This window comes from Photorhabdus thracensis (assembly GCF_001010285.1).
In the GTDB taxonomy this organism is placed as follows: Bacteria; Pseudomonadota; Gammaproteobacteria; order Enterobacterales; family Enterobacteriaceae; genus Photorhabdus; species Photorhabdus temperata.
Map to the genome: position 1 here is coordinate 4,987,885 of NZ_CP011104.1, position 14,766 is coordinate 5,002,650.

13 protein-coding genes and 1 pseudogene are annotated in these 14,766 nt (G+C 42.0%); all 14 read right to left on the reverse strand.

Annotated elements, in window-relative coordinates:
• Window positions 1-7: 7 nt before the first annotated feature.
• The 14 genes and pseudogenes from VY86_RS26125 to flhD all read right to left on the reverse strand — a co-directional run bounded on the left by VY86_RS26125 (window position 8) and on the right by flhD (window position 12,869).
• On the reverse strand, window positions 8-397 hold the full coding sequence (locus VY86_RS26125) for a class I SAM-dependent methyltransferase (RefSeq protein WP_338012155.1): 390 nt from the start codon (window positions 395-397) through the stop codon (window positions 8-10).
• Window positions 337-561, reverse strand: a complete 225-nt coding sequence (locus VY86_RS26130; RefSeq protein WP_052760890.1) for a class I SAM-dependent methyltransferase — start codon at window positions 559-561, stop codon at window positions 337-339. Before VY86_RS26130 ends, VY86_RS26125 begins: the two co-directional genes overlap by 61 nt.
• A 152-nt stretch (window positions 562-713) precedes the next feature.
• Entirely contained in the window at window positions 714-1,364 is a 651-nt protein-coding gene (cheZ, locus tag VY86_RS21785) for a protein phosphatase CheZ (protein WP_046976540.1), read from the reverse strand.
• 9 nt (window positions 1,365-1,373) lie between these two features.
• Window positions 1,374-1,763, reverse strand: a complete 390-nt coding sequence (gene cheY / locus VY86_RS21790; RefSeq protein WP_036848977.1) for a chemotaxis response regulator CheY — start codon at window positions 1,761-1,763, stop codon at window positions 1,374-1,376.
• Between the two features lie 69 nt (window positions 1,764-1,832).
• Entirely contained in the window at window positions 1,833-2,885 is a 1,053-nt protein-coding gene (locus VY86_RS21795) for a protein-glutamate methylesterase/protein-glutamine glutaminase (RefSeq protein WP_046976541.1), read from the reverse strand.
• Window positions 2,878-3,708, reverse strand: a complete 831-nt coding sequence (gene cheR / locus VY86_RS21800) for a protein-glutamate O-methyltransferase CheR (RefSeq protein WP_193386996.1) — start codon at window positions 3,706-3,708, stop codon at window positions 2,878-2,880. The genes VY86_RS21795 and cheR overlap by 8 nt, the downstream gene beginning before the upstream one ends.
• Before the next feature lie 63 nt (window positions 3,709-3,771).
• Complete coding sequence (locus VY86_RS21805) at window positions 3,772-5,406, reverse strand: methyl-accepting chemotaxis protein (protein ID WP_046976543.1); 1,635 nt, start codon at window positions 5,404-5,406, stop codon at window positions 3,772-3,774.
• 53 nt (window positions 5,407-5,459) lie between these two features.
• On the reverse strand, window positions 5,460-7,151 hold the full coding sequence (locus VY86_RS21810) for a methyl-accepting chemotaxis protein (RefSeq protein WP_046976544.1): 1,692 nt from the start codon (window positions 7,149-7,151) through the stop codon (window positions 5,460-5,462).
• 180 nt (window positions 7,152-7,331) lie between these two features.
• Complete coding sequence (cheW, locus tag VY86_RS21815) at window positions 7,332-7,829, reverse strand: chemotaxis protein CheW (protein WP_015834820.1); 498 nt, start codon at window positions 7,827-7,829, stop codon at window positions 7,332-7,334.
• 52 nt (window positions 7,830-7,881) lie between these two features.
• Entirely contained in the window at window positions 7,882-9,915 is a 2,034-nt protein-coding gene (gene cheA, locus VY86_RS21820; RefSeq protein ID WP_046976545.1) for a chemotaxis protein CheA, read from the reverse strand.
• 123 nt (window positions 9,916-10,038) lie between these two features.
• Window positions 10,039-10,914 (reverse strand): annotated as a pseudogene (gene motB / locus VY86_RS21825) (flagellar motor protein MotB); the annotation flags it as partial.
• Window positions 10,911-11,798: a flagellar motor stator protein MotA gene (gene motA, locus VY86_RS21830; RefSeq protein ID WP_046977034.1), complete on the reverse strand. Its 888-nt coding sequence runs from the start codon at window positions 11,796-11,798 to the stop codon at window positions 10,911-10,913. The gene motA and the pseudogene motB, both read right to left, overlap by 4 nt.
• 135 nt (window positions 11,799-11,933) lie before the next feature.
• A complete protein-coding gene (gene flhC / locus VY86_RS21835; RefSeq protein WP_046976547.1) occupies window positions 11,934-12,515 on the reverse strand; it encodes a flagellar transcriptional regulator FlhC in 582 nt (193 codons plus the stop codon).
• Window positions 12,516-12,518: 3 nt separating this feature from the next.
• Window positions 12,519-12,869 carry a flagellar transcriptional regulator FlhD gene (flhD, locus tag VY86_RS21840; RefSeq protein WP_021326104.1) on the reverse strand — a complete coding sequence of 117 codons (351 nt, stop codon included), beginning with the start codon at window positions 12,867-12,869 and terminating at the stop codon, window positions 12,519-12,521.
• Between the last annotated feature and the right edge of the window lie 1,897 nt (window positions 12,870-14,766).

A 14,766-nucleotide genomic window follows, 5' to 3' on the forward strand; every position in this document is an offset into this window, starting at 1 on the left:
AAATAACTCACCGTGGACAGCTAAAGCACGTTGCACTTGAGTCGATGAACGACTCATCCCGATAGTGACGGCTATAGTTAGGGCTTAATTCTTCCAGCAGATTTTCATACTCATTCAGAAATTCACTATACCGGTAATCTCGGTTATTTTGCAGGATCGCTATGATGCCATTATCTGCCAAACTGTTTCTGACCAGATTTAATACCGTTGCCCGATCCATCCATTGAAAAGATTGTGCTGCCATGATCAGGTCAGGATTACCCACATTGGCGAGATGCTGTTCAGCACTGCCATGTAACCAACTGACCCATGGCAGTTTCTGTTTACCGGTGTCGATCATATCCTGCGAAATATCAATGGCAGTGTAATGGTGTTGCTGACCAAGCAGATTTGCCAGCCCCCGAGAGCAATACCGGTTCCAGCACCAATATCGACAACAGACAGTGCCCTGTCTTTAGGCAGCCAGTGGCAAATTTCACGGAAAAGTGCCTGCGGGTAACGAGGGCGGTAGCGATCATAACCTTTAGCCAAACCATCAAATTTTTCTTTATGCTGTGTCATATTATCCTCTGCTCCTCCTCTTTGAGTGATGGAGTTTCGGGCAATTGATTAAAAATGTAATTGAGACAAACTCAGTAAACCGGTTTTCAAACTGAAGAGCCAGTTGAGCTGGCTCAGTGTACATGTGTTCAGCGGCCTCTTGCCACGTTTATTCAGAAACCTAAGCTATCCAGTAGATCATCAACCTGAGCCTGATTAGCAATAACGCCCACGCCGTTTTGGTTCACCTGCGGACCATTTAGTAAGCTGTCAGCCTCTTTCTTAGTTTTCGCCATCTGATCAGCCGGCATGTTTTCCATTAATACCATCACCAACTGTTTTTCTATTTCCTGAATAACATCCATCATCCGCTTGATAACCTGACCGGTAAGATCCTGAAAGTCTTGTGCCATCATGATCTCCAGCAGTTGAGCGTTAGTGAAAGCAGTATGTTCAGGTACCGAATTGAGGTAATTCCGGGTATCGGTAACCAATGAGCGTGCCACAGGCAATTCAACCGGATTTTCAAACCACTCATCCCAACGTTTGGTCAGTGAAATTGCCGATGATTCCAACTCATTCTGACGAGGTTGCGCCGCCTCAACACAGTTAAGCGCCCTTTCAGCTGCCTGTGCTGTCATCTGCACAACATAGTCCAAACGTTCTCTCGCATCGGGTATTGCCTCGGCGGCCTGAGCGATCGTTTGATCTAATCCCAGCTCACGTAAACTATCACGCAACATACGCGTAAGCTGGCCGATCCGGCTGATAATTTCACTGGCACTAATGGTCTCATCCCTCGGCATGATTGGATTTACACTCATTATGTCTCCTTAGAGGCCCAGTTTTTCAAATATTTTATTGAGCTTTTCTTCCAGAGTAGCAGCGGTAAAAGGTTTAACAACATAACCACTTGCCCCGGCCTGCGCCGCAGCAATGATATTTTCTTTCTTCGCTTCCGCTGTCACCATCAAAACGGGTATCTTAGCCAATTGCGCATCTTCACGAATGACTTTTAACAACTCCAAACCATCCATATTAGGCATATTCCAATCAGAGATAATAAAGTCAAATTGTGATGAGCGAATCTTAGTCAGGGCTTCCGTCCCATCCTGAGCTTCTTCTACATTATTAAAACCCAACTCTTTCAAAAGGTTACGAACAATGCGACGCATGGTTGAAAAATCATCAACCACCAGAAATTTAAGATCCTTATTCGCCATAAAAACTCCTTGAAATTATTTACCAACCAGCACAGAGCTGCTTAAAAAATTAAATTTATCCGGCAACCGTTAAATACGGACAGACTGCCCCAAGCTTATTTTTGCCAGCATTTTCTTGCTCATTTTGAGGATATCCATGACTTCATCCACAGCCCCCATTTGTATTGCAGCTCTTGGCATACCAAACACCACGCAACTCGCCTCATCCTGTACCAATGTGTACGCTCCAGCTTGCTTCATCTCCAGCAAACCCGCCGCGCCGTCATTGCCCATTCCTGTGAGTAATACACCAACAGCATTTCTTCCGGCAAATTTAGCTACCGACCGAAACAACACATCCACAGACGGACGATGGCGATTAACAGCCGGTGCATCAGTTATCAGAACCTGATAATCAGCACCATTACGGCACAGTTCCATATGGCGATCACCTGGAGCAATGTAGGCGTGCCCTGGCAAAATCCGTTCACCGTTTTCGGCCTCTTTTACTGTAATTTGGCTAAGTTTATTCAGTCGTTCAGCAAAGGAACGGGTAAAACCCGGAGGCATATGTTGCGTAATCAGTAGTGCCGGGCTGGTTACCGGCAACGGTTGCAACAAATTCTTTATCGCTTCCGTTCCGCCAGTAGAAGCACCGACTGCAATCAGTTTTTCGCTGGATAGCAGAGGCTTAAAACTTAAAGGGACAGAGTTTACCGGTGTAGTTGTTTGCACAGATAATTTAGCCTGTGCCGCCGTCCGCACTTTCTCCGCAATAAGTTCACTGTAAGCCAGCATGCCTTCACGAATACCTAATTGAGGTTTGGTGACAAAATCAACGGCACCAAGCTCCAGTGCCCTTAATGTGATTTCAGAACCTTTGGCTGTCAGAGAAGAGATCATCACCACAGGCATTGGCCGCAGACGCATTAATTTCTCCAAAAAATCAATGCCATCCATGCGTGGCATTTCAACATCCAGCGTGAGTACTTGTGGATTATGTTTTTTAATCAGATCACGTGCCACCAGTGGATCGGGGGCGCAAGCCACTACCTCCATATCTGGGTGGCTATTGATGATCTCTCGCATGATTTGGCGCATAAGCGCTGAATCATCAACACAAAGGACAGTTATCTTATTCATGACCTCTCCTTGCCCGACCTACACCGTAAACAGTCTGTCCTTGCAAGTAGAATTCCCGGCTTATTTGAGTGACATTTTCGGAATGCCCGGCAAAGAGCAATCCATCGGGTTTTAACAAAGTAACAAAATGGCGCAGTATCCGTTCCTGCGTCTTTTTATCAAAATAGATCATTACATTACGGCAAAAGATGGCATCAAACTTACCTTCAAGCGGCCAATTGGGATCTAACAGGTTTAAATGCTGGAATGTCACCATGTCAGCAAGTTGAGGCCGGACACGGGCGTAACCTTCATAAGCTCCAACGCCTTTAAAAAAGTAACGTTTTCTCTGCTGATCTGTCAGTTGGCGCAACTCATCCAGCCGATAAACACCTTTACGTGCTTTTTCCAATACATGGGTATCGATATCACTGGCAATAATTTTTACCTGCTGAAAACGATGCCCTAATACATCACTCAGCGTCATAGCAATTGAATACGGCTCTTCCCCTGTAGATGCCGCCGCACTCCACACCCGGTACGAGCCATTCTTCTTACTTGCATGTTTAGCTAACAAAGGGAAATGATGCGCTTCCCTGAAAAAAGCCGTCAGATTAGTCGTCAATGCATTGATAAATTCCTGCCACTCCTCACTGTCAGTATCATTCTCAAGAATAAACAGGTATTGCCCAAAATCACGTATTCCAAGCGCCCGTAAACGCCGAATTAAACGGTTGTAGACCATCTCCCGTTTATGGGCAGCAAGCACAATACCAGCACGTTGATATATAAACTGGCAGATGCGCTCAAAATGCGCATCTGCCAAGGTATAACGCTGAATCATGTGGTTCAGTGGCAAAGACGGTAAACTTGTCGCTGAAGCAATTAAATTTGATTTCATCTGGCCTCAGCGAGTCTGACTGACCGCCCCTTCGCTGTCCGCAGATCTCAGCGTAAGTGAAAGTTCATTCTCAAGTTTATTTTCTGAATTATCCGGTAATTCAAACTGTGCTACTGTTTTCACCAGAATATCGGCCTGATCTTCAAGTGCCGCCGCTGCCGCGGCTGACTGCTCAACCAATGCAGCGTTCTGCTGAGTAACCTGATCCATCTGCGTAACCGCTTGTGCCACCTGATGAATACCGCGACTTTGTTCATCAGATGCCGCAGCAATTTCGGCCATCAGATCCGTGACCCGGTTTACCGAAGCGACCAATTCATTCATGGTCTTCCCTGCATCACTGACCAGTTCAGAACCTTGACTCACCCGCTGAACGGATTCACTAATTAACATTTTAATCTCTTTTGCCGCTTCGGCGCTTCGTTGAGCGAGATCCCTGACTTCACCAGCAACAACGGAGAAACCGCGGCCTTGCTCACCTGCCCGTGCAGCTTCTACTGCCGCATTAAGCGCCAGAATGTTAGTCTGAAATGCAATGCCATCAATAACGCTGATAATAGCACTGATTTTCTGTGAGCTATTGGCAATTGCATCCATCGTCTCCACGACGCTGATTGTCAACTCGCCGCCTTTAGAAGCTGTTTTTGATGCAGACACTGCCAATTCACTGGCCTGACGGGCATTTTCCGCATTCTGTTTTACCGTTGCTGTCAGTTGTTCCATACTTGCAGCTGTTTCTTCCAGTGACGCCGCCTGCTCTTCCGTGCGGGAAGAGAGATCAGTGTTACCCTGAGTAATTTCCTGAATACCGCTATACATCAAGTTAGTATTCTCTTTCACCGAAGCAATGGAACTCACCAGTGAACGTTGCATTTCACGCAATTTGGAGAAAACTTCACCGATCTCATCATGAGTGAAAACAGAAACTTCTTTATTCAATTTTCCTTCCGCAACATTCTGGAAATGACTGCGCATATTAGCGAATGGTTTGAGCAAATTTCTTTTTAACCACCAATGAGCTGCCCAGGCAACCACCAATACCATCAAGATCGCTCCTGCAAACATGGCAGTTGCAATCTGATAATAAAAGCGACCATCTTGAACGGCGGTTTTAATCTCCTCTCCGATATACTGCATATATTGGTTGAAATCAGATTCCAGCTGCTGCTGATACTTTTCTGTTGGCTGGTTTAAAAATGCATCATAGTTCCCCTGCTCCAAGAAAGCAGAGAGCTCCCTGAGTGCATTGATATATTCTTTGTAGCTGGTTTCCACGGATGCCAGCAATACACTACTGCCATCCTCGTCATTTAATTTAGGCAGTGCGATAAACTCCGCAAAATGCATCTCAGCCTTATCCAACGTCTCCTTAACATTAGCAACCATGCTGCCAATATGAGCTTCAGATTGTTGCAGCGTTTTTCCTACAGCAATTCTATTCAGTGTATTACGCGATTGCAGCAAAGCCGCCCAACTCAATCCTAAAGTGTCTCTTTTCTGTGTGCCCAGATCAATCCGCTCAATATAAGTCTGGTCTGTGTGAATGATCCCAAGTGATAAGCCACTTGAGATTATCTGCATTACACAAAACATCATCAGTAACAGATATAAACTGGTTGATATACGAAGCCGGCCTAACATGTAATCACCTCGGTTAACGGCTGCATATGCAGCCGTGGTTATCACTTAGTGTTTTAAAATGTTTCCCAATTAGATTGTTCTTCCACATTGCTGACTTTCTTCAACACAGGTGGATTCGATTTAGCAGGAAGAGTCTTAACCGCAGGTAAATGCTCAGTTTTTGTTTCTGGTTGAGACTTATCGTCAAGACTTGGTAACTGGAACAGAGAAACAAGTTTCTTCAATCCAGCCGCCTGATCTTCCAGCGCGGCCGCAGCCGCAGCTGATTGTTCTACCAAAGAAGCATTTTGCTGTGTTACACGATCCATTTCGGAGATAGCCAGGCCAACCTGAGTTATCCCTCTGCTTTGTTCATCAGATGCGGATGCAATTTCACCCATAATGTCAGTTACACGGGTGACTGAACTGACAATGTCGTTCATTGTTTCACCGGCACTTTCAACCAGAACAGAACCGGTATCCGCGCGGCTGACTGAATCTTCTATTAATGCTTTGATCTCTTTTGCTGCCTCAGCACTACGCTGTGCAAGATTACGGACTTCTCCTGCTACAACAGCAAAACCACGCCCATGTTCACCGGCACGTGCGGCTTCTACCGCGGCATTAAGCGCCAGAATGTTAGTCTGGAACGCAATAGCATCAATAACACTGGTAATATCGGAAATCTTCTGAGAACTGCCGGCAATTTCATGCATTGTCTGTACAACATTCGCCACGACTTTCCCACCCTGACGGGCAATTTCAGAGGCGCTGTCAGCCAGGTTACTAGCCTGACGGGCATTTTCCGCATTCTGTTTTACCGTTGCCGTCAGTTGTTCCATACTTGCGGCTGTTTCTTCCAAAGAAGCAACCTGTTCTTCAGTGCGTGAAGAGAGATCATTATTCCCGGCAGCAATTTCGCTGGTTCCGTTATAAATATTTTCACTGCTGTGACGGACACTACTAACAGTATTGATAAATTCTTTCTGCATATGTTTCAAGCCAACAGCTAACATACTCATCTCATTTCTGCCTGAAACAGTAATCTTCTGTGTCAAATCACCAGTAGAAAACGCCTTAATATTCTCCAATAATTTATTTAGTGGATTCAGCAAACTATGCTTAATACTAACCCAACTGAAAATCATGGCTGAAACCAGAATCAGCATGACAATAACCAGCATAATCACGGCATTTCTGTAGGATATACCCGCGTCAAATACAACATCGGAATAAAGATGATCGTTTTGAGTCAAATAGAAGTTATATTCTTCCTCAAAAGCACTCTGGTATTTGCCGGTTGGCTGATTAAAGAATTCCACCGACCGATTATGTTCAATCAGGACGATGAGCTCATGAAGCGCCGAAATATAAACATCATAGGATTTTTTAAGGCGATTAAGGCTTTCTGATTCATGAATAGGCAATTTCGCCGTTTGTTCATATTGTTCAAAGCGCTGCTCTGCTATAGACAGATTACTTCTGGCATCAGTCAGCAGCTGTTCCATCGTGTAATAATTATCAACGCCTTCATCCTTCATCATGTACCGAATGCCAGCGCGGTTTAGATTGTTACGAGCCTGTAGCAAGTTAACCCAGGTGTCATTCAAAAATGTCTGCTGCTCACGCATCTTATCCAGTATTTCCAGGTTTTCTTTATTACCTTTCAACTCATGGAAGAAAAGTCCCCCAGATATAAATTGCAGAGCACCAAATAATATGATGACCGCCATCAACCCGGTCACTATTTTCATTCGGTTAAACATGTTTTCCCTTTTTTACAATAGATCAGCATGGCTTTGTTATCGGCATAGCTAAAAGAAACTTTACTGGTCAAAGAAAAGAAATTTGAATATTTTTTCTGATTGGGATCAGCAGAGAATGGACAAAAAAATAGCTGCCATCTATTAGTCATGGCAGCTATTTTTAATGACTATTTTTTATGATTAGTTTTTAGCCACTGAATCTACCAGAGCCATCTCTTCACTATTAAGTAGCTTCTCAATATCCACCAGAATCAACATGCGATCATCAAGTGAACCCAAACCAGTCAGATATTCAGTAGACAATGTCACTGCAAATTCCGGAGCCGGGCAAATTTGTTCAGCTTTGAGCGATAAAACATCTGAAACACCATCAACAACGATACCAACCACCCGGTTCAGCAAATTCAGAACAATAACCACAGTATTATCATTATAAGTAACAGTTTCCTGAGCGAACTTAATTCTCAGGTCAATAATAGGAACAATGACACCACGCAGATTGGTTATCCCTTTAATGAACGCAGGAGTATTTGCAATACGGGTGACCTGATCATAGCCACGGATCTCCTGTACTTTAAGTATTTCGATACCATATTCTTCATCACCCAGGGTAAAAACCAGATACCCTTCCCCGGCAGTTTCTCCTGACAATTTATTAAAAGCTTCTATGGCCGACATAATCTTACCTTTTGCTGTGATATTGACGATTTTCTATAGGGATAATCCCCATTTAATGCTTATTTCTTTCTAATAACTCAGCTTTGCTGAGTGCCAATTGATCATGATTGAGTTGCTGCAACGCAGAGACATCAATAATCAATGCCACACTGCCATCACCCATAATTGTGGCAGCGGATATTCCCGGCACTTTGCGGTAGTTACTTTCGATATTTTTCACGACCACCTGATGCTGCCCAACTAACTGATCAACCAACAAGGCATAACGACGACCGGCACTCTGTACAATCACAACAATCCCTTTAGTCGGATCTGTTTTCGCCTCAGGAATATCAAAAACCCGATATAACTTAATCAGTGGCAAATATTCGCCTCTGACATGCAGTAATTTTTCATCGCCGGCCAGTGGATAAATATCTTCTTCCTGCGGCTGAAGGGAACTGACTACCGCACTTAATGGCAAAATAAACACTTCATTATTCACTTTCACTGACATACCGTCGAGGATTGCCAGCGTCAGAGGTAACAAAATCCGGGTAACTGTCCCTTTACCTGCCTGGAAGTTAATCTGGATTTGTCCTCCCATTTCCTGAATATTTCGCTTAACCACATCCATGCCAACACCGCGGCCAGATACATCTGTCACCACTTCAGCCGTGGAAAAACCAGGGGCGAAAATCAACATAGCAACCTCTTCGTTACTCATGTTTTCACTGACTGATAACCCTTGTGATATCGCTTTGACCAGAATTTTTTCACGATTCAGCCCAGCGCCATCATCCACAACTTCAATGCAGATATTGCCACCCTGATGTTCAGCAGAAAGTGTCAGGTTACCCGTTTCAGGCTTACCTGAAGCGAGTCGAACTTCCGGTTCTTCAATACCATGATCAAGGCTGTTACGGACCAGATGAGTCAATGGATCAATAATGCGCTCAATTAAACTCTTATCCAGTTCAGTGGAGCTGCCAACCAAAGTCAGATCCACTTTTTTATTCAGTTTGCTAGCAAGATCCCTGACTAAACGTGGATAACGGCTGAACACATATTCCATTGGCATCATGCGGATAGACATTACAGACTCTTGTAAGTCTCTGGAATTTCGTTGTAACTGAACCATGCAATTCAGTAAATCGCCATGTGAATTAGGTTCAAGATCATTACAATGCTGTGCCAGCATAGATTGTGTGATAACCAATTCACCCACCAGGTTTATCAGTTGATCAACCTTCTCAACCGCAACCCGAATACTGGAAGATTCCGCACGCTGACGTGGCGATCCAGCCGGTGGCACAGGTGCGGGACGCCCGGCAGGCGGTATGGCACTTTTTTCTGACACAGTCGTTTTGACGGCTTTATCTGTATCCCGGTTTTTAACTTCATCTTTTGATTCAGCTACCGGCAAAAAAGTGATCTGTTCCGGCTCAATCACAAAACAGAGTACAGCGGTAATATCATCCTCTGTGGCTGATGTTACCAATGAGGCTTCCACACTATCCCGGGTCTGTTCAGCATCATAAACCTCCCCCAGATTAGCCAGTTCATCAAGCATCAAAGAAACTTCGCGCTCTTTCAGACCAGACAGATGAACCCGAACTCTGCCTTGCTGGTTTTTAGTCACAACAGGTTCTGGTTCGGATTCAGGCAATCCTGGTGCTACCTCAGCGATGACAGGCTCAACCTCACCTTCATTTTCTTCCTGTACTTCCAATGCAAGCTGGCGCAAAGTCTCACAGATGTAGATAAACGCACTTTCATCCGGCTCCTGAGAACTTTTATAGGCATCCAACTGTTGTTGCATAATATCTTTCGCTTCTAAAAACAGGTTGATAATGTCAGTCGTCAGACTCATTTCATCTCGTCTGGCGCTGTCGAGCAAATTTTCCAGAACATGCGTAGTTTGCTGTAGCTTGATAAAACCAAAAGTCGCAGCCCCCCCTTTTATTGAGTGAGCACTACGAAAAATAGCATTCAACTGTTCCTGATCTGGCGCATCGGGATCGAGCTGCAATAAATGCTGCTCCATATCCTCCAGCAATTCGTCTGCTTCATCAAAAAAAGTCTGATAAAACGCGGTAATATCCATTGTTACTTTGTCACCTTAGTCGGTACCACGATTGGGCTCAGTATTCAGTAATGCTGATTGAGCCGATACTGTGATTTCATTGGATTACTGTGTTGACCCACTTTCAGCCGAATCCTTTCTAATCACCTCGTGAATTTCCTTACTATCGTTAATAATCAGGGAATTGCTGCCGGTGTTTTGCTGTTCAATCCTCTCTTCCGCTTGCTTATTGAGCACTAAAATACTGATACGACGGTTAACCGGAGAACTGGCATCTTCCTGCTTCAAGCGGACCGTTGAAGCCATACCGACAACCCGCAATATCTTGCTTTCATCCAACCCGCCTATCAGCAGCTCTCTCCTTGACGCGTTAGCCCGATCTGCGGATAGCTCCCAGTTACTGTAACCACGCTCACCATTGGCATATTTCAAGTCGTCAGTATGACCGGACAGGCTGATTTTATTTGGAATATCGTTCAGGATTGGTGCAATAGCCCGCAAGATATCACTCATGTAACTTTCGACTTTTGCACTGCCAACCATAAACATTGGCCGATTTTCCCGGTCAATAATCTGGATACGTAACCCTTCATCCATCATATCAATCAACAGATGTGGACGTAATGCTTTAAGGCGGGGATCAGTAATAATCAACTGATCGAGTTGCTCACGCAGCCTATTTAACCTGCGGGATTCATCATTATCTTCAACGACTTCAACCTGACGCAGAATATCACCTTCCTGATAAAGCACATCCTGCCCTCCCCCTGGGATAGGATTAGAGCTATCACTGCTGCGTTCCCCTTTATTTATCGCAACTTGCAACGGGGTACGGAAATATTCTGCAATTCGGGTCAATTCCTGCGGGCTGGAAATTGCCAGCAGCCACATAACCAGAAAAAATGCCATCATAGCGGTCATAAAGTCAGCATAGGCAATTTTCCATGAACCACCATGATATCTGGTGTCATTTCTTTTACGTCTTTTTACCCTAATGACCGAGACGTTACGCGCCTTCATACTTGTTCTTCAGTTTCTTGCTGAACAGGCGCTTTCACCCGGCGAACATGTTCTTCCAACTCAGTGAAAGAGGGACGATCCGAGAGGTACAATGTCTTACGGCCGAATTCAACAGCAATTTGCGGGGCATAACCATTCAGGCTGGATAATAATGTCACTTTAATGCATTGCATCATTTTAATATGTTCGCCACTGCGCTGACGCAACAAAGTCGCAAGTGGAGAGATAAAGCCATATGCCAGCAAAATACCGAGGAATGTCCCAACCATAGCATGAGCAATCAGCACGCCAAGCTCTCCTGCCGGACGATCTGCCGAACCCAAGGCATTAACCACCCCCATAACAGCAGCCACAATACCAAAAGCAGGAAGTGAATCTCCAACCATCATCAGGCTGGTCGCCGGGATCTCGCTTTCCTGTTCATAAGTTTCAATTTCTTCATCCATCAAAGCCTCAATTTCATGAGGGTTCATATTGCCACTCACAATCAACCGCATGTAGTCGGTGATAAAATCCATCAAATGCTTATCCTTAAGCAAACGTGGATATTGGGTGAAAATATCACTCTGCTGCGGATTTTCAATATCCCGCTCTAATGCCAAAACACCATGCATACGGGATTTTGCTAACAACCGGAAAAGCAAAGCCATCAGATCCATATACATCGTTTTGTTATATTTAGATCTGCGCATTACCTTTGGCAAAACACGCAATGTTGCCTTAATCGCTTTTCCGTTGTTACCAACAATAAAAGCACCGATGCCAGCACCAGTGATAATTAAAAATTCAGCGGGTTGATAAAGTGCGCCCAAATGACCACCTACAATCAGGTAACCACCGATTACCGCACCAAAAACTACAATATATCCTAAAAGTACTAACACGCGATATCCTTTAGCTAAGTTGGTGAGCGGATGGGAAGTTGAACAGTCTGAATCCAGAATGGTTGCAATTTCAACACAGGTTACAGGAAAAAAGTGCAAATCCGTAACCTGTAGGAATGATTTTCCCATTTAAATTCACATTGCGCGCTGAGCAAATCCATCCAGCAGTTGTGAATTACTATCGGCAGGCTGAGAGGAAAGTTTACGTTTTTTTACGGCGCGTGATGGTGGTTGACAAAGACTACAAACAAAGCTATTGACAGGTTGATGGGCATGAGTAATAAAAGTTCCGCCACAAGTGCGGCACTGTGAAGGTTGCAACATGCCACTGTCTACAAAACGTACCAGAGTCCAGGCACGAGTCAGCGCCAGAATAGGGGCGTCCTCTCCAACAGGAGGGCATTGTTCAAGATAGAGCCGATAAGCTTTAACAACCGCCTCCACACCATCGCAATAACCGCTTTTAAGTAAGAAACGATAGGCATTATAGAACATTGATGAATGAATATTCTGTTCCCAAGTCATAAACCAATCTGTTGAAAAAGGCAGCATCCCTTTAGGAGGAGGGCTTCCCCTCAACTCTTTATAAAGCTTAATTAGCCGTCCTCTGCTTAATTGCGTTTCACTTTCAAGCATTTGTAACCGTGCGCCTAAAGTGATGAGTTCCATCGCAAGATGTATATCCTTAGCTTCTTGAACTATACTTTTCTCGGCCATCTCTTATGCTCTTTTTTTCACTGAAGTATCATCTTTCGAAGATAACTGCTGAAACAGATGAGTCGATAACAAAATGCCTGTGTGTATTTGTTGTAAATCATCCACTCGAGATTCCCTGGTAAGCTGCTGAATAGTTTCACTGTCTTCGAACCGAAAATTACAGACTAATTGATTAGTCTCGGCGAGCTTTACCAACTGAGGTAATGTCAATTCAGACAACGTATCAGCCATAGAATCGCTAATACCTAAACGGAACATCGCTGATGCTTTTTCATGGTTAATTAACCGCTGAGCTAAAAGCAGATACGATAAATTTATGTCATAAATATGTTTGAGCAATTCAACCGTACTCATTTCTCTATCCCGTCCGATTACATTAAAAAATCAGTTAAGTGTTCGAAAAACCACTCGTGACAAAATTCCTAAAATAGCTTAGGGATTAATAATCTCTTACATAACTAAAATATACAGGCTTAGTCAGAGCAGTAACCATCCCTTGTATTACTTTTGATTCGTCCAACGTCAAAAATATTACGGTAATGAGCTGCAAAAGTATTATTGCGTTACCTGATATAACATTTTTACTACCGATTAAGAATATTCTTAATGCAGAACAACTTTACTCCTGAATCATCAAATTATACAACGGAAAGAGAACGCAATTTTAAATACTATGTGACATGACTCACAAAAACAAAGGCTTTTAATATGTGTTTAATCGATGAATTGATCATTAATTATTCAAACAATTAAATAAAATCCGAATTCCCAATTTTAATAAGTTAAATTATCTAAATAAAAATATTAGGTATATTTTTTGATTTTATACGATCTATTAAACTTATAAACTCAAAATAACGATAAAAAATCCTACCTTTAGTAAAATGTCAACTATAAAATCAGCTATATACCTGAGTAATTGGTGTAAACAATAATCTTATTCTAAGATCTGACATCTCCATTTGTACGATAAAATAGATTAATTTTATGTAAAATTTGGTTGCAAAAAAGATACTGGTATGATCACTTTTAGTTTAGATTTGTACTTTCTTTAACCATAAGACTTAACTAAAAGCACATACCACCGTGCACAAATAACACCAACCATACAAAAATAGCATAAAATACAGTAAGATAATGAATAAAAAAACAACTACAACAGAATTTTATTGCTCAAATAACAGACAATACACAGCATGAAGATAATAGAAAAAACCAGCCAATTTTGACCCCAGGCAACCAAACAAATGGCAAAAATCATTAAAAAAACTTATCAAAATATCATTTTTCATAATATAATAAAAACGCAAGGCCATCCTATTGATTACTTTATTTTTTCACCTTTAGTTTTCATGTTCAAAATTATTAATTAATCAAACTTACACATAGTCAATATATATTCCTTAGAAACATTAGATATTTTAAATAAACAATAGGTTATTTATTAATCTAATTTTCCACTTTAAAGATTTATAATAGATATAATTACAAATATAAAATCTTCAATCAACATAAATATATAACCAAATCAAATGCCAATCACCATTTATTATATAATTCACAAATTAATATTTAGACAAATAAAATACACTATTTCAATGTTCATGAACTTATAATACAAATCAAATATTAAAATAACTTTTTATTATCATCCACTACTTCATATGAAATTTACAACCCCCATCCCAAAAATATTACTTTCATATGCAAAAAAAATACAAATATGATTGTCATTGATTCACATTATAGATACCATTATTCGAATGATAATCATGGATAAAATAATTAATTCCACAAGAAAAAAACAATTGATTAAAGTTTATCGCAAGAATAATTAATAACAATAGAGCAGTAAAATAAAAGCCATTTCTTACCAAAAGAATATCATTAATCACTATTGATGGTGAAAATATCATAATATTTTTATATCAAAGACGAAAAAGATATTATTTTGATGAACAATTTTTTTCCCCACATAAATAGTAGTTATACTTTTTCAAGTAACCATAACCACTTACCAAGCATGGAAAATAATGCAACAACTGATTACAGTCTCATCTAACCACAGAAAATATTCTTAGGGCAAAGACTCTAAACCCATTAGCTGATTAAATGAGAAAAGAATAAAATGGATATCGAGAATCATTATCAATTATGCAATCAATAATACTGAAAATACCGTTGTGATTTGGATATTGGATAAAAGATATCCTCCATGAGAGCAAAATACAAACAAACCGCATCTGCCATT

What these genes read in the sequence shown, in the direction of transcription:
- VY86_RS26130 (WP_052760890.1), bottom strand. Translation starts at nt 561, where the DNA reads ATGACACAGCATAAAGAAAAATTTGATGGTTTGGCTAAAGGTTATGAT.
- cheZ (WP_046976540.1), bottom strand. Translation starts at nt 1,364, where the DNA reads ATGAGTGTAAATCCAATCATGCCGAGGGATGAGACCATTAGTGCCAGT.
- cheY (WP_036848977.1), bottom strand. Translation starts at nt 1,763, where the DNA reads ATGGCGAATAAGGATCTTAAATTTCTGGTGGTTGATGATTTTTCAACC.
- VY86_RS21795 (WP_046976541.1), bottom strand. Translation starts at nt 2,885, where the DNA reads ATGAATAAGATAACTGTCCTTTGTGTTGATGATTCAGCGCTTATGCGC.
- cheR (WP_193386996.1), bottom strand. Translation starts at nt 3,708, where the DNA reads ATGATTCAGCGTTATACCTTGGCAGATGCGCATTTTGAGCGCATCTGC.
- VY86_RS21805 (WP_046976543.1), bottom strand. Translation starts at nt 5,406, where the DNA reads ATGTTAGGCCGGCTTCGTATATCAACCAGTTTATATCTGTTACTGATG.
- VY86_RS21810 (WP_046976544.1), bottom strand. Translation starts at nt 7,151, where the DNA reads ATGTTTAACCGAATGAAAATAGTGACCGGGTTGATGGCGGTCATCATA.
- cheW (WP_015834820.1), bottom strand. Translation starts at nt 7,829, where the DNA reads ATGTCGGCCATAGAAGCTTTTAATAAATTGTCAGGAGAAACTGCCGGG.
- cheA (WP_046976545.1), bottom strand. Translation starts at nt 9,915, where the DNA reads ATGGATATTACCGCGTTTTATCAGACTTTTTTTGATGAAGCAGACGAA.
- flhC (WP_046976547.1), bottom strand. Translation starts at nt 12,515, where the DNA reads ATGGCCGAGAAAAGTATAGTTCAAGAAGCTAAGGATATACATCTTGCG.
- flhD (WP_021326104.1), bottom strand. Translation starts at nt 12,869, where the DNA reads ATGAGTACGGTTGAATTGCTCAAACATATTTATGACATAAATTTATCG.